Source organism: Brachyspira alvinipulli ATCC 51933 (assembly GCF_000518245.1).
Lineage (GTDB): Bacteria > Spirochaetota > Brachyspiria > Brachyspirales > Brachyspiraceae > Brachyspira > Brachyspira alvinipulli.
In genome coordinates this window covers 234,888-250,529 of record NZ_KI912404.1, presented here as the reverse complement: position 1 = coordinate 250,529, position 15,642 = coordinate 234,888, and the positions used below count along the sequence as shown (strand labels likewise).

At 26.2% G+C, this 15,642-nt stretch carries 15 protein-coding genes and 1 tRNA gene; 8 read left to right on the top strand and 8 right to left on the bottom strand.

Features of this window, described 5'->3' with window-relative positions; genetic code table 11:
- Window positions 1–8 precede the first annotated feature (8 nt).
- From T324_RS0111360 to T324_RS0111340, 5 genes are all read left to right on the top strand, one after another.
- Window positions 9–1,418: an MATE family efflux transporter gene (locus T324_RS0111360; protein ID WP_028330366.1), complete on the top strand. Its 1,410-nt coding sequence runs from the start codon at window positions 9–11 to the stop codon at window positions 1,416–1,418.
- 142 nt (window positions 1,419–1,560) lie between these two features.
- A tRNA-Val gene (locus T324_RS0111355) sits at window positions 1,561–1,633 on the top strand.
- Between the two features lie 163 nt (window positions 1,634–1,796).
- A complete protein-coding gene (locus T324_RS0111350) occupies window positions 1,797–2,897 on the top strand; it encodes a M15 family metallopeptidase (protein ID WP_028330365.1) in 1,101 nt (366 codons plus the stop codon).
- 18 nt (window positions 2,898–2,915) lie between these two features.
- Window positions 2,916–4,592 carry a motility associated factor glycosyltransferase family protein gene (locus tag T324_RS0111345; RefSeq protein WP_028330364.1) on the top strand — a complete coding sequence of 559 codons (1,677 nt, stop codon included), beginning with the start codon at window positions 2,916–2,918 and terminating at the stop codon, window positions 4,590–4,592.
- 57 nt (window positions 4,593–4,649) lie between these two features.
- Window positions 4,650–5,183, top strand: coding sequence for a hypothetical protein (locus tag T324_RS0111340; protein ID WP_028330363.1), 534 nt, complete (start codon window positions 4,650–4,652; stop codon window positions 5,181–5,183).
- 71 nt (window positions 5,184–5,254) lie between these two features.
- Here the strand turns inward: T324_RS0111340 and T324_RS0111335 are convergent, their stop codons facing one another.
- Window positions 5,255–5,884: a lactate utilization protein gene (locus T324_RS0111335; RefSeq protein ID WP_028330362.1), complete on the bottom strand. Its 630-nt coding sequence runs from the start codon at window positions 5,882–5,884 to the stop codon at window positions 5,255–5,257.
- Between the two features lie 136 nt (window positions 5,885–6,020).
- Window positions 6,021–7,142, bottom strand: a complete 1,122-nt coding sequence (locus T324_RS0111330) for an aspartate-semialdehyde dehydrogenase (protein ID WP_028330361.1) — start codon at window positions 7,140–7,142, stop codon at window positions 6,021–6,023.
- 156 nt (window positions 7,143–7,298) lie between these two features.
- On the opposite strand from T324_RS0111330, the gene lspA reads away from it, so the two are divergent.
- From lspA to T324_RS0111315, 3 genes are all read left to right on the top strand, one after another.
- Window positions 7,299–7,862: a signal peptidase II gene (lspA, locus tag T324_RS0111325; protein ID WP_028330360.1), complete on the top strand. Its 564-nt coding sequence runs from the start codon at window positions 7,299–7,301 to the stop codon at window positions 7,860–7,862.
- A gap of 5 nt (window positions 7,863–7,867) precedes the next feature.
- Complete coding sequence (locus T324_RS0111320; RefSeq protein ID WP_028330359.1) at window positions 7,868–8,788, top strand: RluA family pseudouridine synthase; 921 nt, start codon at window positions 7,868–7,870, stop codon at window positions 8,786–8,788.
- 124 nt (window positions 8,789–8,912) lie between these two features.
- Complete coding sequence (locus T324_RS0111315) at window positions 8,913–9,509, top strand: leucine-rich repeat domain-containing protein (protein WP_028330358.1); 597 nt, start codon at window positions 8,913–8,915, stop codon at window positions 9,507–9,509.
- 5 nt (window positions 9,510–9,514) lie between these two features.
- Here the strand turns inward: T324_RS0111315 and T324_RS0111310 are convergent, their stop codons facing one another.
- From T324_RS0111310 to T324_RS17775, 6 genes are all read right to left on the bottom strand, one after another.
- The gene (locus tag T324_RS0111310) at window positions 9,515–10,555 is read right to left on the bottom strand and encodes a pseudouridine synthase (protein ID WP_028330357.1); all 1,041 of its coding nucleotides are present in this window, start codon (window positions 10,553–10,555) and stop codon (window positions 9,515–9,517) included.
- 77 nt (window positions 10,556–10,632) lie between these two features.
- A complete protein-coding gene (locus T324_RS0111305) occupies window positions 10,633–10,830 on the bottom strand; it encodes a hypothetical protein (RefSeq protein WP_028330356.1) in 198 nt (65 codons plus the stop codon).
- Window positions 10,831–11,586: 756 nt separating this feature from the next.
- On the bottom strand, window positions 11,587–12,216 hold the full coding sequence (locus T324_RS17265) for a tetratricopeptide repeat protein (protein ID WP_245580694.1): 630 nt from the start codon (window positions 12,214–12,216) through the stop codon (window positions 11,587–11,589).
- A gap of 257 nt (window positions 12,217–12,473) precedes the next feature.
- Entirely contained in the window at window positions 12,474–13,142 is a 669-nt protein-coding gene (locus tag T324_RS0111295) for a DNA alkylation repair protein (protein ID WP_028330355.1), read from the bottom strand.
- A gap of 17 nt (window positions 13,143–13,159) precedes the next feature.
- Entirely contained in the window at window positions 13,160–14,164 is a 1,005-nt protein-coding gene (locus T324_RS0111290) for an Ldh family oxidoreductase (protein WP_028330354.1), read from the bottom strand.
- A gap of 178 nt (window positions 14,165–14,342) precedes the next feature.
- Window positions 14,343–15,602 carry a PepSY-like domain-containing protein gene (locus tag T324_RS17775; RefSeq protein ID WP_051436843.1) on the bottom strand — a complete coding sequence of 420 codons (1,260 nt, stop codon included), beginning with the start codon at window positions 15,600–15,602 and terminating at the stop codon, window positions 14,343–14,345.
- Between the last annotated feature and the right edge of the window lie 40 nt (window positions 15,603–15,642).

Genomic DNA, 15,642 nt, shown 5'->3' with positions numbered 1-15,642 from the left:
ACAAACGTATGACAGATAAAAAAATAGAATTATTTGAAAATTATCCTGTACACAAAGCTCTAATTACGCTAGCACTTCCAACAATATTAGGAATGTTAGTAAATGTTTTTTATAATATGGTAGATACTTTCTTTGTAGGACAGACAGGAGATCCGAATCAGGTAGCCGCTGTATCATTATGTATGCCAATATATTTGCTTCTTATGGCTTTTGGTAATATATTCGGTATAGGCGGAGGTTCTTACATATCAAGAAAATTAGGTTCTAAAGATTATGAAAGTGTAAAAAAGATATCTGCTTTTGGTTTTTATGCTAGTATTATAGTAGGATTCATCTCAATGGCAGTATATTTAATATTTATGAAAGATATATTAAAGATATCAGGAGCAAGCCAAAACACTTATCAATTTTCTAAGGACTATTTAATAATAGTAGCATTAGGAGCTCCTTTCGTAGTAAATCAAATGGCTATGGGACAGATTGTACGTGCAGAAGGTTCTTCAAAAGAGGCTATGATAGGTATGATGATTGGTACTGTAGTAAATATTGTATTAGACCCTATTATGATACTTTATATGAATATGGGGGTTGCTGGTGCTGCTCTTGCTACAATAATAGGAAATGCTTGTTCTACTGTTTATTACATCTATCACATATTAAGAAAAAAATCTTTCCTATCAATACATTTTAAAGATTTTTCTATAAAATCAGATATACTTTCAAATGTATTTGCAATAGGAATACCTGTTTCAATTAACAATATACTTATGAGTGCTTCAAACATATTAATAAATAACTTAGCTGCAGGATATAGCGACAATGCTGTGGCAGGACTAGGAGTGGCTCAGAGAATATTTACTCTTGTTGTATTGGTATTTATCGGGCTTTCTCAAGGACTTCAGCCTTTTGTAGGATATAATTTCGCTTCAAAAAATTATAAAAGGATGAATGCTGCTATAAAAATATCATGTGTTGCAAGTGTTCTAATAGGATGTTTACTTTTATGTTTATCTTTAATATTAGGAAGAGCATCTGTTCAGCTATTTATTAATAATGAAGAGGTAATTGATTATGGAGTAAAATTCCTAGTAGCAAGTTACTCAATAGCACCTATAATAGGCTTCCAATTTGTATTTATGTCCACATTCCAAGCATTAGGAAAATCTATTCCTTCCCTAATACTTTCTATAAGCAGACAAGGTATAGCATTTGTGCCTACTATACTGATAGGTACAAAATTATTCGGTATCAAAGGTATTATATGGGCTCAGCCTATAGCTGATATAGTTACAGTAATAATGGCTTCAATTATGTATATCTATATATATAGAAAAATGAAAAGAAAAGCATTGGAAGAAGAAAATACAAATAACAGCAGCAGCGAAAATAGCAATGAGCCTGCTTATGCTAATGTATAATATGAATTCTAAATAATATACAATAATAAGGTGTGCATTTATATGCATGCCTTATTTATTATCAAAATTATAAAATTTGTTTCATTTATGCACTTGACATTTTTATCATAGCATGGTAATATATTTACACGTTTCAATGAAAGGGCGATTAGCTCAGCTGGGAGAGCGGGTGCCTTACAAGCACTAGGTCGGCGGTTCGAGCCCGTCATCGCCCAATCTTTCTTCTTCATTAAATCTATATAAATAAAATACTTTTTTGATAAATGTTACTATTAAGTATTTTATCGTTTTTAACGATAATTAATAATTGAATTAAATAAAAAAACATGTTATTATTATGTTAACTTTATAAAATAGAGAGATAATTAAATATAATTTATGGAAATTTTACAATATGTATTATTAATAGTTGTAATATTAGTTATAATGGCACTTATAAGCTTTATTTTGAAAGCAAGTTCCGGATTTAAATATAAACTTATAATCATAATATTAATAAGTGTAGTAGTGTCTTCAATAACAGCTGTTGGTGTTATATATATGAATAACACAGTGAGTATACTTCCTAATATAGCACTTGATATAGAACAGAAAAAAATAGAAGAAGAAAAAGCAAGAATAAGAAGAGATATGATAATAAGACCTGGTGCTATAGAAACTATATCATTGCATTTAGCCTATTCAAATAGAATATCTCCTCCTATGATAAAAAACCGTGAATTAGGGTTCTACTTAGATGGAATATGGTTCAATTGGGCTAATGGAAAATTATTAACAGATGAAGATATGACAAATCAAGACAATTATATACCTTTTGGTTTTTATTCATATCCAATAGACAGACTTCCGGAATTACAGCAGGAAACACCAGAAAGAACAAAAGAACTTGAAGATTATTATAAAAGAAGGGTAAACAATAGCAAATACATAAACAATAAATTTTTAGATACTTTATATGATGGTACAACTGAAAGAAATATGATTAAGCATATAAATACTGTAAGTATTTTAGGTCATAGAGTAAGAGTACATGACTACGTTTATGAGCCTCTTTCAAATGTAAGTATGGAAGTTAAACTTATTGCTCAAACAAATAAAGAGGTTGATGAGTTTTTGGATTCTCTAAAAATTGTGAGCGGATATGTATGGAAAATAATATCAAAAAGTGCAAGCAGAAGCTATCATAGTTATGGAGTTGCTTTTGATACTTTACCTAAAAAAAATTATGGTAAGCAAATATATTGGGTTTGGACTAGAGTTAATAATAAGGCTTGGTATGCTGTACCTTATGATAAAAGATGGCATCCTCCTAAAGAAGTTGTAAAAGTATTTGAAAAGTATGGATTTATATGGGGCGGAAAATGGCATAATTATGATACCATACATTTTGAATATAGGCCTGAATTAATTATATATAATAAACTCAAAGATGATGAAGATTCTATATATGAACTTATAGAAAAATATGGTATATTCTAATATACTAGAGCTATGGAAATGAACAATAATATTTTCAATGATAATATAAAAAAACTGCAGAAGAATAAGTATAACTTTAGAGCTGTAAATAAGTTAAAAGATTATACAAACAGCAGCGAAAAATATAAAATTAAATTAACAAAGAATAATTTAATAAGTATATTATTTAATAATAAACCATTAACATCAACCTATGCCCCTATTGATGAGGGCAAAAGATTAATAGAACAATTTATAAAAGATAATAATGCTCATATAGGAATATTTTTATCTATAGCTTCTTTTTATCATATAGAATATTTTTTATCTCTTAATGAAAACAATAAAGCTATAATAATAGAAAAAGATATTGAAATTGTTAAACTCATTTTAGAAAATATTGAAATTAAATATTCAGAAAATATAATAATAATTCTCAATGAGGATATAGAAAATATATTAGCATTCTTTAACTTTTATATGAATGATACTGATACAAAAAAAATAGTATATATAAGGCATGTAAGAGCTTCAAATATTGATAAAGAAACTTCAGAATATTATGATAATATTAATATATGCTTGGCAAATAGTATAAAAGAAAAATTAATGTCCCTCACATCAAATTACTATTTTGCCCCTATATGGTCACGTAATATATTATATAATATGCATTTCAATAGAGGATACTCTATAAAAACATATCATAATATACTAAAAAAAGAAGTGCCTATATTGCTGGTTTCAGCAGGTGCTTCTATAGATAATTATATAGATAAAATAAAAGAATTATCTAAAACACATTTTACTATTGTTTTATCTCATGCTTTTAATACATTAATAAACAATAATATAAAACCTGATGCTGTAGTTTCAACAGATGGAGGATTTTATTCCTCTATACATATAATGAATCTCACAAAAAAGGAAAATAAAGACATAAAAATATTTACAACACATAGTGCCTACCCTTTTCCTTTAACTGATATTGAAGATGAAAGAATATTTTATTTCTCACATGATGAAAGTTTAGAGAAAATTTTATATAACACAGAAGACAGTAATGAAAACAATAATATTTATTTCTATATGGAAGGAAGCGTAATAATGCCAGCATTAAGAATAGCTTATATGCTTAATCCCAAATATATACTTCTTGCTGGATGCGACTTCTGCCATTTGAATGATAAAAGCCATTCATTATATTCAAATGCTATAGCATTAGATTTAATTAATAGTAATAAAATAAAGACATTTGAAACTCTAAAATATAAACGTCTTAATGATAATCAGAAACAGGAATGTTATGATGGAATTTATAGAAATACATCTTCATCTTTAATGAGCTATAAAATGCATTTTGAATCTTTAGTACAAGAACTCATTAATACAATAGATATATTTACATTAACAAAAGAATCCGCTAAAATAAATAACGTTAAAATATATAATTTTGATTGTAATAATGAGTATAATAAAAATAATATAAAAATAGATAATCATATAATAGAAAATGTTAATAAAGAAGAGCTTATAAAAAAGATAGAAACATTTATCGAAAATGTTAAAAATGATAATTTAAACGAAATAAAAGAATTAGGAAATATGATCACTCCATGGCATATAGATGAAATGGAAAAACAAAGAATAAAGTATGAAGACTTTAAAAAATATATAATAAATTGGTATAATAGCATAAAAAAATTATTATATTAATACTTTGACAAAAACAAACTAAAAGTATATAATAATATGTATGATGAGGTTTACAAAATGAAGAAATTTATATTTATAATATTATTTATATTCAGCATGCAATTATTTCCAGCAGCAGTAACCAAATACTATGACAAATGGAAAGTAAGAACTATAACTTATGATAATACAACTGCAAAAACGGTTACAGTATCACTTGATGTTGATAAAAACCTTGAAATTTATATAGCTTCAAGAACTAATCAATTTAATATAACTTTAACATGGTATAAAGATGATATAGATGAGAATAAACCTATAGTACAGTATAAATTTAATGATTCAGATTATTATTCTGTAGAGCCTATAATGAGATCATCAAAAGATAATTTTGATATACTCTTTACTATTTCTCCTACATTCGGATTGGTTCAGGAAAAAGAAACTGTAGATTTTTTCAAGAAATTACTAAAAAGTACAAATATGACTATAAGACCGAATGATTACGGTGATGAATATAATATTGATTTATCAGGATTAAAAGAGGCTATAAAAAGCACAGATTTTTCAGGCACTTTATTTGAAAAATATAAGAGCAAAGTTTTATATTAAAAAAAAAATATATATATATTTAAAGTTATCAATTAAATTAATTGATAACTTTAAATTTTTTATAGTAAAAGTTAAAATCCTAATTCTTCATCTATAAATATTATATGTATTCTATCTTTTATATGACATTTATTAATTATAACAGTATAGGCACATAATCTTTTATCTATATCACAGTTATCATTGCAAATCATTTCATTAATACAGCAAGGATTATCCATTTTAAATCTTATAGAATTTTCAGCTGCCGCAACGTCTTTAGCCCTCTTCAAAGCATCCTTTTCATTATTACAAACTTTATTTCTTCCAACAACTAAAAATACTTTCTTAGGCCCGTAAATAATAGCAGCTACCCTATTTCCTGTACCATCTATAGCTATTATATCTCCATTTTTTGTTACAGCATTAGCAGAACATAAATAAACATCACTGCTGAAAGCCTTTAATTCGGCTTCCGCTTTTATATCTTTATTGTTTCTGTCAATAAAATTTTTATAGCTTTTTAAATCTTCAAGTATACCCATTTGATTAACAGATGTACTTCCTCCAAAAGTTATTACATCATCTTTTTTGATAAGTGACATAATAAACTTTTTAGCTTCATCCTTATTTGAAAAACTATCAAATGCAAAACCTTTATTATTAAACTTTTCTTTTAATATTTTGGATAAATTAGAAAAATATTCTTCTTGAATTGTCATATTAAAATCCTTCATTTATTAAAAAATTAAATTATTTTCTAGTATAGTACAAGTTATATTTTTTTCAATATCAACTATAAAAAAAGGAGCCTATTTTAAATTAGGACTCCTTTACAATTTCTATAAAAAATTATTATTATTTTTTTGTTGTTTTTCTAACACAAGGCTTTCTTGTAGTCTTTTTTGCTGATGAAGCTGTTTTTTTAGTATCTTTAACTTTTTTAGAATCTTTTGATTTTTCTTTTGCTTCTAATTCTTTTAATACTAATTCAGCTATTTGAACAGCATTTGTAGCAGCACCTTTTCTAACTTGGTCGCCTGCACACCAGAATGTTAAAGAGTTTTTAGCACTTATATCATCTCTGATTCTTCCTACAAATACTAAATCCTGATTTGAAGTATCTAAAGGCATAGGATATTTTTCTTTAAGAGGATTATCTACAACTTTAACTCCATCTGCTTTTTCTAATAATTCTCTTGCCTTTTTAGCAGAAATTTTCTTTTGTGTTTCTACTGTTATAGATTCACTATGACTTCTTTCAACAGGAACTCTTACACAAGTACAGCTTATAGCTATTTTAGGATCATGAAGCATTTTTCTTGTTTCATTAGTCATTTTCAATTCTTCTTTAGTATACCAATTTTTTTCATCAAAAGAATCTATACGAGGTATCAAATTGTATGCTATCTGATATGGGAATGTCTTTGAAGTTGGTTTTTTACCTTGACTAAGATCTTTAATCTGTTCTTTTAATTCATCCATACCTGCTTTGCCAGCACCTGAAACAGCCTGATAAGTAGAAGCTATAACACGAGTAATTTTTCCATACTTATGCAATGGAGCTAATACCACTAAAGCTATTATTGTAGAACAGTTAGGATTAGCTATTATTCCTTTTTTTCTATTAACTATATCTTCTGGATTTACTTCAGGAACTACTAAAGGGACATCTTTATCCATTCTAAAAGCACTGCTGTTATCTATAACTATACTTCCTGCTGCTGCTGCTAATGGAGAATATTTTTTACTCTCATCTGCACCAACTGCAACTAATGTAATATCCATATCTTTAAAAGAATCTTTAGAAACTTTTTCAATAGTATAATCCTGACCTTTAAAAGAAACTTTTTGACCTGCTGAACTGTTTCCCAATAATCTCAAGTTTTCAATAGGAAAATTTTTTTCTTCTAATACCTTAAGCATCTCTTGACCAACGGCACCGGAGGCACCTAATAAACATAAATTGATTTTTTTCATAATTTGTTACCATTTACTCTTAGATTTTTATTTTTGTTATTATATAATACTTAAATATTAAAAGCAACAATTTTATAAATTATGCTTGTAATTTTTATTAATATAAATTATGATTTCAAATTAAAATAAAAACTAAAATATAGAGAACAATAAAACATGATAAAATTTAATAAAGTATTAGAAGAAATCAAAGAAAAGAAAATATATTTTATAATAGCTGTATTGATATTTATAGCTGACACAATATCAAAATATTTTATAGATAAGTATTTGCAGGAAATTGTAATAAAGAGAGTTATAGGAGATATATTAATATTTATATATACAAGAAATTACGGCGTATCATTCGGATTTCTTAATAATGTACCTGAAACTATAAAGCATATAATACCTGAATTATTAAAAGTAGTTGTATTTGCTGCTATGATTATAGTTTTTTTTATAATGATTTCAATAAATGTAAAAAAACAGAGATTATCTATGATAGGTTTTACTATGGTTCTAGGAGGAGCTATGGGAAATCTAGTTGATAGAATTATGAGAGGATATGTAACAGATTTTATAAGCATGGGATTTAATGAAACTATTAGATTCCCTTATAATTATAATATAGCTGATGCTTCTATTACAATAGGTATATGTATAATAGCAATAGGAGTATTCATATTCAAAGAAGATTTCGATAAAAATAAAAAAACTAATATTGAAGAAAATAATTAAAAAATATGAATGATAACAATACTGCAAAGTCATTTATTATTACAGAAGAAGATACAGGTAAAAGATTGGATATATTTATAAGTGAGAAGATAAATATTACAAGAAGCCAAGTAAAAAATTACATGTCTTCTATAATGGTAAATGATTCTGAAAAAAAATTATCATATTCATTAAAACTTAATGATAAAATTACAATTAATTTAGATAATATTGATGATGATGAAACAGATATAGAAAGTCCTGCACCAGAGAATATTGATTTAGATATAGTTTATGAAGATAAACATCTTCTAGTAATAAATAAGCCTGCAAATATGAGTGTTCATTGCTCATCATCAGAGATGAATGGTACTTTGGTAAATGGCTTGCTTTATCATATAAAAGATTTTGTTTTTTTAGGAAATAAAAGCCGGGCAGGTATTATACATAGACTGGATAAGGATACTTCCGGACTTATGATTATTGGAAAGAATGCTGATATAGTTGCAAAAATACAAGAACAATTTAAAAACAGAACTATAAAAAAGATATATCATGCAGTAGTAATATCCGTATTAAAAGAAAATTTTTTAGAGATAAATTTACCTATAGGAAGACATCCTGTTTATAGGAAAAAAATGACTGTTAGAGAAGACGGTAAAGACGCCCTAACCTATATAAAAGTTATTAAAAGATTTAAAAATCATACCCTAATAGAAATAAATCTTAAAACAGGCAGAACTCATCAAATAAGAGTACATTCTTCATACAAAGGCTTTCCGGTTGCAGGAGATAAAATATATTCAAAAAGCTCTAATAGATACAATGGATTAATGCTTGTAGCCAAAGAAATAGAGTTTAAACATCCTATCAGCGGACAAATGATGAAATTTGAAATAGATTATCCGGATTATTTCAAAGAATTTTTATATTCTGATAATATTTAATCTTTTATATGTTATAATATACAAATAATAAAAAAATACAAATATTTATAAAAATATGTATTTTTACGTCATTTTTTGTCATAATTATATTTTAATATATCAATATATTAAAAGGTGTTTTATTATGAGCTTTAGTGATACGGATTTTAAAAAAATAATTAAATGGTCAATTGAAAAAGATGCTTATGATATATCAAATATGAGCAAAGATGAAATTTTTAACATTAAAGAAATTAATTTAAGCAATTTAGATATAGATTATATACCAAATGAATTTTTTAAACTTACAAATATAGAAAGTATGTATTTATCTTTAAATAATATTGAAAAGATACCAAAAGAAATTTCCAATTTGAAAAAATTAAAAAAACTTGATATTTCAGCCAATAGAATAAAAAAACTTCCAGCAGAAATTTATAATTTAAGTAATTTGGAATATTTAAATATTTCTAATAACTATATTCATAAAATAGATAAAAATATTTATAAACTTATCAAATTGAAAGAACTTGATATAAGCAGCTGTAATATTAATTATTTACCAAAAGAAATATTCTATTTATACAACCTTAGGTTCATAGACATATCATTCAATAAAATAAAAAAAATCAGTAAAGATATACAAAACCTGCAAAAGCTAGAAGAAATAACAATAAACAGCAATCAAATAAAATCAATACCAAAAGAAATTGAAAAACTAAATGCTATCAAAAAAATATAAAAAAATCATCTTTTTTTGCTAGTCTTTTTTATATTTTTATTAGTTATTTCAATTTTATTCTTTTTTGTTAATTTATCAGACTTTTTTTCTGTTGAAGATTTACCCTTATATGTTTTTAATTTACCCGAAGTTAATCTTTTTTTCTTAGGTTTTGCTTTTGCCCATTTTGACTTATCATGCTTTTTTACAGGCTTATCATCTTTAATTGTTATCTCTTCTTCAATATCAATTTCTTCTTCTGAAATATTATTATATTTTTCAACATCAGCAAATATATTTTCTATATCTTTTAATTTTTTATCTTTTTGTTTAAAAAAGAATGCTATTTCTTCTTCTGTTAAGTCCCTAATATGTCCGGCTTCTAATGTACCGGATATTTCATTATACTTGCTTACACATCCAACGGATATTCTCTCCAAATCAATAACTTTATAACCTAAATGATCAAAAATTTTCCTAATCTCTCTATTTTTACCTTCATTAATAGTAAGGCGTATCTTGCTTTGTATTCTTCCCTTAGAAAGTATTTTAAATTTAAAAGGAGAATAAGTTACATTCTTTATAGTAATACCTTTACTTGCCTCAAATAGCTTTTCAGAATCTATTTTTCCATTAACTGTAACATCATAAACTTTTAATATTTCATAAGAAGGATGTGTAATAATATTTGCAAACTCTCCGTCGTTTGTTATTATCATTATTCCTCTTGATTCTGAGTCAAGTCTTCCGGCATAAAATAATCTTTCATTTATACCCTTAAAAAATTCTGTAATTATTCTTCTTCCAGGTAAATACTTTGTAGTGCTTACAACACCTATAGGCTTATATAATGCCATATATCTTTTAGTTTGTCTGTTTATTAAATTTCTATCAATAGAAACACTATCTTCTTCTTTTACTCTATATGCAGGATCCAATATTACCTGATTATTCACTCTCACTCTGCCGGACATTATAGCCTTTTCGCAGTTTCTTCTGCTTGCAAAACCAGATTCAAGTATAACCTTTACAAGTCTTACAGCTTCTTCATTCTTTTCTTTTTTCATATAAAAATATATAACTCCGTAATTTTATAGCTGATATAATATACTAAAAATTTTATATTATGTCAAAAGTTAATCGATTATTTTTTACAAGAAACAGTATAATTATATTTTCTTATCATTTCCTCCGCTTCTGTAGGTGTATAAACAATCCATACATTACATTTATTAGTATCATAGTTTTTTATTGTTTTAACTTCGCCGCCTAACCATAATTTTGGGTTATATTCATCCCTAATAAAAAATATATTACCCTCTTTATTTTCAAAATATTTCATAATTAATTACCGCACGCAGAATAAAATTATAAATATATATTAATTAATAATCAAATTTTAACAATAAAAAACTATTAATTAAACGTACGTTAATTAGAACTATAAATTTAATTAAAACTTGGGCGGGTGACAACAAATTATAATTAAACTACAAATATAATTAATATTAAATTCAAAATAAAACAATAAACTTTAAAGGGCGGGGTATGTAAATAAAGTTTTAAAGTTATTTTTTATCAACTTTTCCCGCCGCAAAAGTTGCAAAAGTGCTAATTTTATATAAAATAATTTTATCAATCATTATTAAAATAAATTCTTAAATTTATTCAATACTTGGGAGCTAAAATTTCTAATTAAGCTATAAATATAATTAATATTAAATTCAAAATGAAGCATTAAATTTTAATGGGAGTATGTAAATAAAGCTTTAAAATTTATTTTCATTTGCCACCCTTTATTCTTTTTATTTTTATTTGCATTTATGATTTTTCTTTTCTTTTTTATTTTCTCTGTTATTTTTGCTGCCAACTCTCTAGACTTACTATTTTAATTTGCAATTATTGTTTTTCATTTCTTAGAAGTTTAAATAGAATTGTTAACGCCCACCCAAATTTTTTTTTAAATTTATAATGCATACACCGCACGCAGAGCAAAGTTATAAATATGGTTTTATAGTAATTTCAAATTTTATTATATTGTTAATTTTGCCCACCGTGCGTAAAGTTCATTTCAAACCATATTTATATTGAATATTTTCTAAACTATGCTATTATTCTTCAATTCTAAAGATCTTTTACAATCTTTAATTGCGTCTTCATATCGACATAAATTAAATTTACTGACACTTCTATTATTATAAATAGAGCTATTATTAGGATCCAACTCTATGGCTTTATTATAATCTTCAATAGATTCTTCATATTGTTTTGAATCTGCTTTAGAAATTCCTCTGTTGTAATAAGCTGTACTATCATTAGGATCTAATTCTATAGCTTTGTTATAATCTTCAATAGATTCTTTATATTGTTTTAAATAAGCCTTAGAATTTCCTCTATTGACATAAGCATGAGTATTATTAGGGTCTAATTCTATAGCTTTATCATAATCTTTGATAGCCTCTTCGTATTGTTTTAAATCTGATTTAGAGTTTCCTCTGTTATTATATACTGAACTATTGTTAGGATTTAACTCTATAGCTTTATCATAATCCTTAATAGCTTCTTCATATTCTTCTAAACTATTTTTAGATATGCCTCTAGCATTGTAATATCTTAATTGAGTATTATCAAGCTCTATTGCTTTATCAAAAGATTCTATAGCTTCTTTGTATTTTCCTTCCTCATGATAATTAATACCTTCTTCATAATATTCTTCTGATGATAACATATTTTACCTCAAATAATTTCTTATTATAAAAATAATATATTTCATTTTTTGGTATTTTCAAGTTGGTAGTTTTAATATTAATCAAAAATTTAGTTTTTGGCAGAAATGTATTAAATAAATTTTAAAACTAATAAACACTTGGGCGGGTACTGAATTTTATAATTATGAGTTTTAAAGTGATAAACGAGCAGCTGATAACTGACGAAGGAAGTTGTCAGCTATTTCTTAGCGAGTTTATCACTAGCAACAATAATAAATTAAATATACTTGCTAGCTTCCTTGATGCTGAGATTAGCCATATTTTCTTTATGTTTTTGTATAAAATTACGAACCCAATTAGGATTAGTTTTACTATAATCCCTTAAAGACCAGCCTATAGCTTTGTTTATAAAAAACTCTTTGCTGTTTAAATTGTTTATTATTATTTTTTCTAATAATTCAGTGTTAGTTTTATCTTTTCTTAAAAGCTGATGATCTATAGCAATTCTTCTAAGCCAAATGTTATCGGATAAAGACCACTCTAAAAGTATATCATTAACTGTTTCATCTCTTAAAGCAATATCACCGATTATCCTGTCTAAAAAATCTATACTATCCCACCAAGATTTTGTAAGAGCATATTCTTTTAATTTTTCTATATGATTTTTATTTAAATATTTATTTTTTAAGATTAGATAATCTACAGCAGCATACTGAAATTCTCTGTATTTATTATCATAGCATTTATTTGTAAAATTAAAATCAATAAACTCTTTTTGTTCTTTTGGAATTGTTTTAAATACTTTTTTCTCAGCTTCTTTTCTTTCCTTTGAATGAATACCTAAAAACTCAAAATTATTTTTCATGTACTTAGCCATTGGTACAGCTTCTTTTTCATTCTTTAATTTTTCAAATTCTTTTGAAAGAATATTGTATAAATCATTCATTTAATGATACCTAAAATTTATTTGTCAAAAATATATTTATAAACATGTTCAGATAAAGGTATTCCATTTTTTAAATAATCAAAAGAACAAGATTCTTTTCTCTCCCCCGGTACTGATATAGTTTCTCCTTCTTTTAAAGCAGGTTCTTTTCTTATATCATCAATAAATGACTGCACAGTATTTAAATAAGTATCCAAATCATTATAAACGGTAGGATCAATAACAAGTATAAATGTAGAAAGATTTCTTTTTTTATCCATATCGCCATACATTTTTACTAGATTATTGCAGTAAACTTGTCCTATTAAAAGCCCGGTAAAAGCTTCAACCATAGTCATTATTAAATATCCCTTAACTCCTCCAAAAGGCACAACATATTTTATTTCATGGGGATTTGAACTAGGATTGCCATTCTCATCAACTCCCCAATGCATAGGTACTGTTTCATTATTTTCTCTTGCTGTAAATATGCGTCCTAATGATACCTCACTTGTTGCCATATCCCCAAGTATAAAATCTTTTTTACCAGGAAAACCATAACTTATAGGATTAGTACCAAAAAAAGACCTCTTTCCTCCAAAAGGTATAACACAAGGATCAGTATTAACCATTATTAAAGAAACCTTATTTTGATATATAGCCATTTTATTATAATAGCCTAAAGCACCTGCATGACTATTATTTTTTATTCCTATTAAAGCAATACCCTGTTTTTCAACTGTTTCTAAAGCCCATTCCATAGCATACTGCGTTGCAACATGTCCAAATCCGCCGTCAGCATCCATCAATGCAAAAGAAGGCTTTTTTACTTCTATATTGAATTTTGAATTTAAATTTATTCCGCCCGCTTTTATTCTTTCTATATAATGTTCAACTCTTAAAACTCCATGAGAATGTATGCCTCTTAGATCAGCGTAAATTAATAAATCTGTTACAATAGAAGCCTGTTCATTTGATACTCCTGCTGCTTTGAATTTATCATATACTTTTTGCATTAAATCATTTACTTTCACTATAACCATTATACAAATACCTTCTCTAATTTAGTAAACATATTATAGTTTACATAATTATAAACATAATGTCAATAACTGTTATTCTATTTTTTAATAATTATATGATTAGTTAAATATAAAAAGGACAAGAAGATTTTTTATTTTTCTTCATGCCCTTTAAAGTTGAGTTTTTTATATGATTAAATCAATCATCGTATTCTCTGCCTAAAAAAGCACCAGAACCGCTTATATAAATTTCCATCATATTATTGAGTTTAAGTTCAAAACGTCCATTATCTCTTTCAGCTTTATATATTAAAGCATTAGGATAATATCTTTTAGCTGTTCTATAAACTGCAGGAGGAAATGCTGATGCTGGTATTCCATTATAGCTTTGTATTTCTTTCCAGTATCCTGCTGGATGATATTCTACTTGAGTACCATCTGATAAAGATACTTTTATCTCATCCCAGTCATCATATGCTACATAACTTACCTGTTTATTAGGAAAAGATTTTCTTATATTATTTTGTATTGCAGCTGGAAGAGAAGAAATAGCATCATAAGTATTTGCTGTATTATAGTCTGCTGCAGCTGCTGTATTATTATCTGCTGCATAAGGATCAGAATAAGTACTGTTATTGTTATAATAAGGATCGCTATTATAAGGATCATTATTATTGTATTGGTTATTATTATAATAAGGATCTCCATTATTATATGGGTCATTATTATAGTATGGATCATTATAATAAGGATCATTATTGTTATTATTAGGTCCGTTCACCTGATTAGAATTATTTAATAAATTAAGCTGTATAATATCTTTCATTATTCCTTTATAAGAACTATATGTATTTGTATTAGTAGTACTTGAATTATTAGCTTGAGAATTATTAGAAACTACTGATGATTGTACTACGCTATTATTACTTTGAACTGTTGTAGTTTCTGTATAATCAAAACCGCTTGCCACAGATGCAGTATCCGGAACATTAGCATTAGCTGTAGTATCCGCATTAAACAAACTTACTTGATTATTATTCATCATACTATTTATCATATTAAGATCATCTTCTGCTGTATATGTATCTGATGAATATGTTTCTGTGGTATCTGTTGTATTTTCATTCTGATTGCTTGGAGTAATACCAGCTATTGATTCTGGTTTTTCTGTAACATACTGTAAACCTTCGCCAAAAGGATCATAATACAAATCTCCTTGATTAGTTAATACAGTATCGAATGGCCTATTCTCTCCATACTCGCCGCCGAAAGGATTATAATAAACATTCTCTTCTACAGGCTTATGATCTTCATTTAATGTAGTATCATTAGTATTAAGAAGTTTAGATGTAAGATTCGTAAAATTAGTATATGCTGTAGAACTTTGATACCTAGCAACAATAATACTGCATACCAAAATAATTACTGATAATATTAATAAAATTTTTGATTTGTCCATAAATAACCTCTAAAATTGCTATTATAAGGTAAAGTCATAA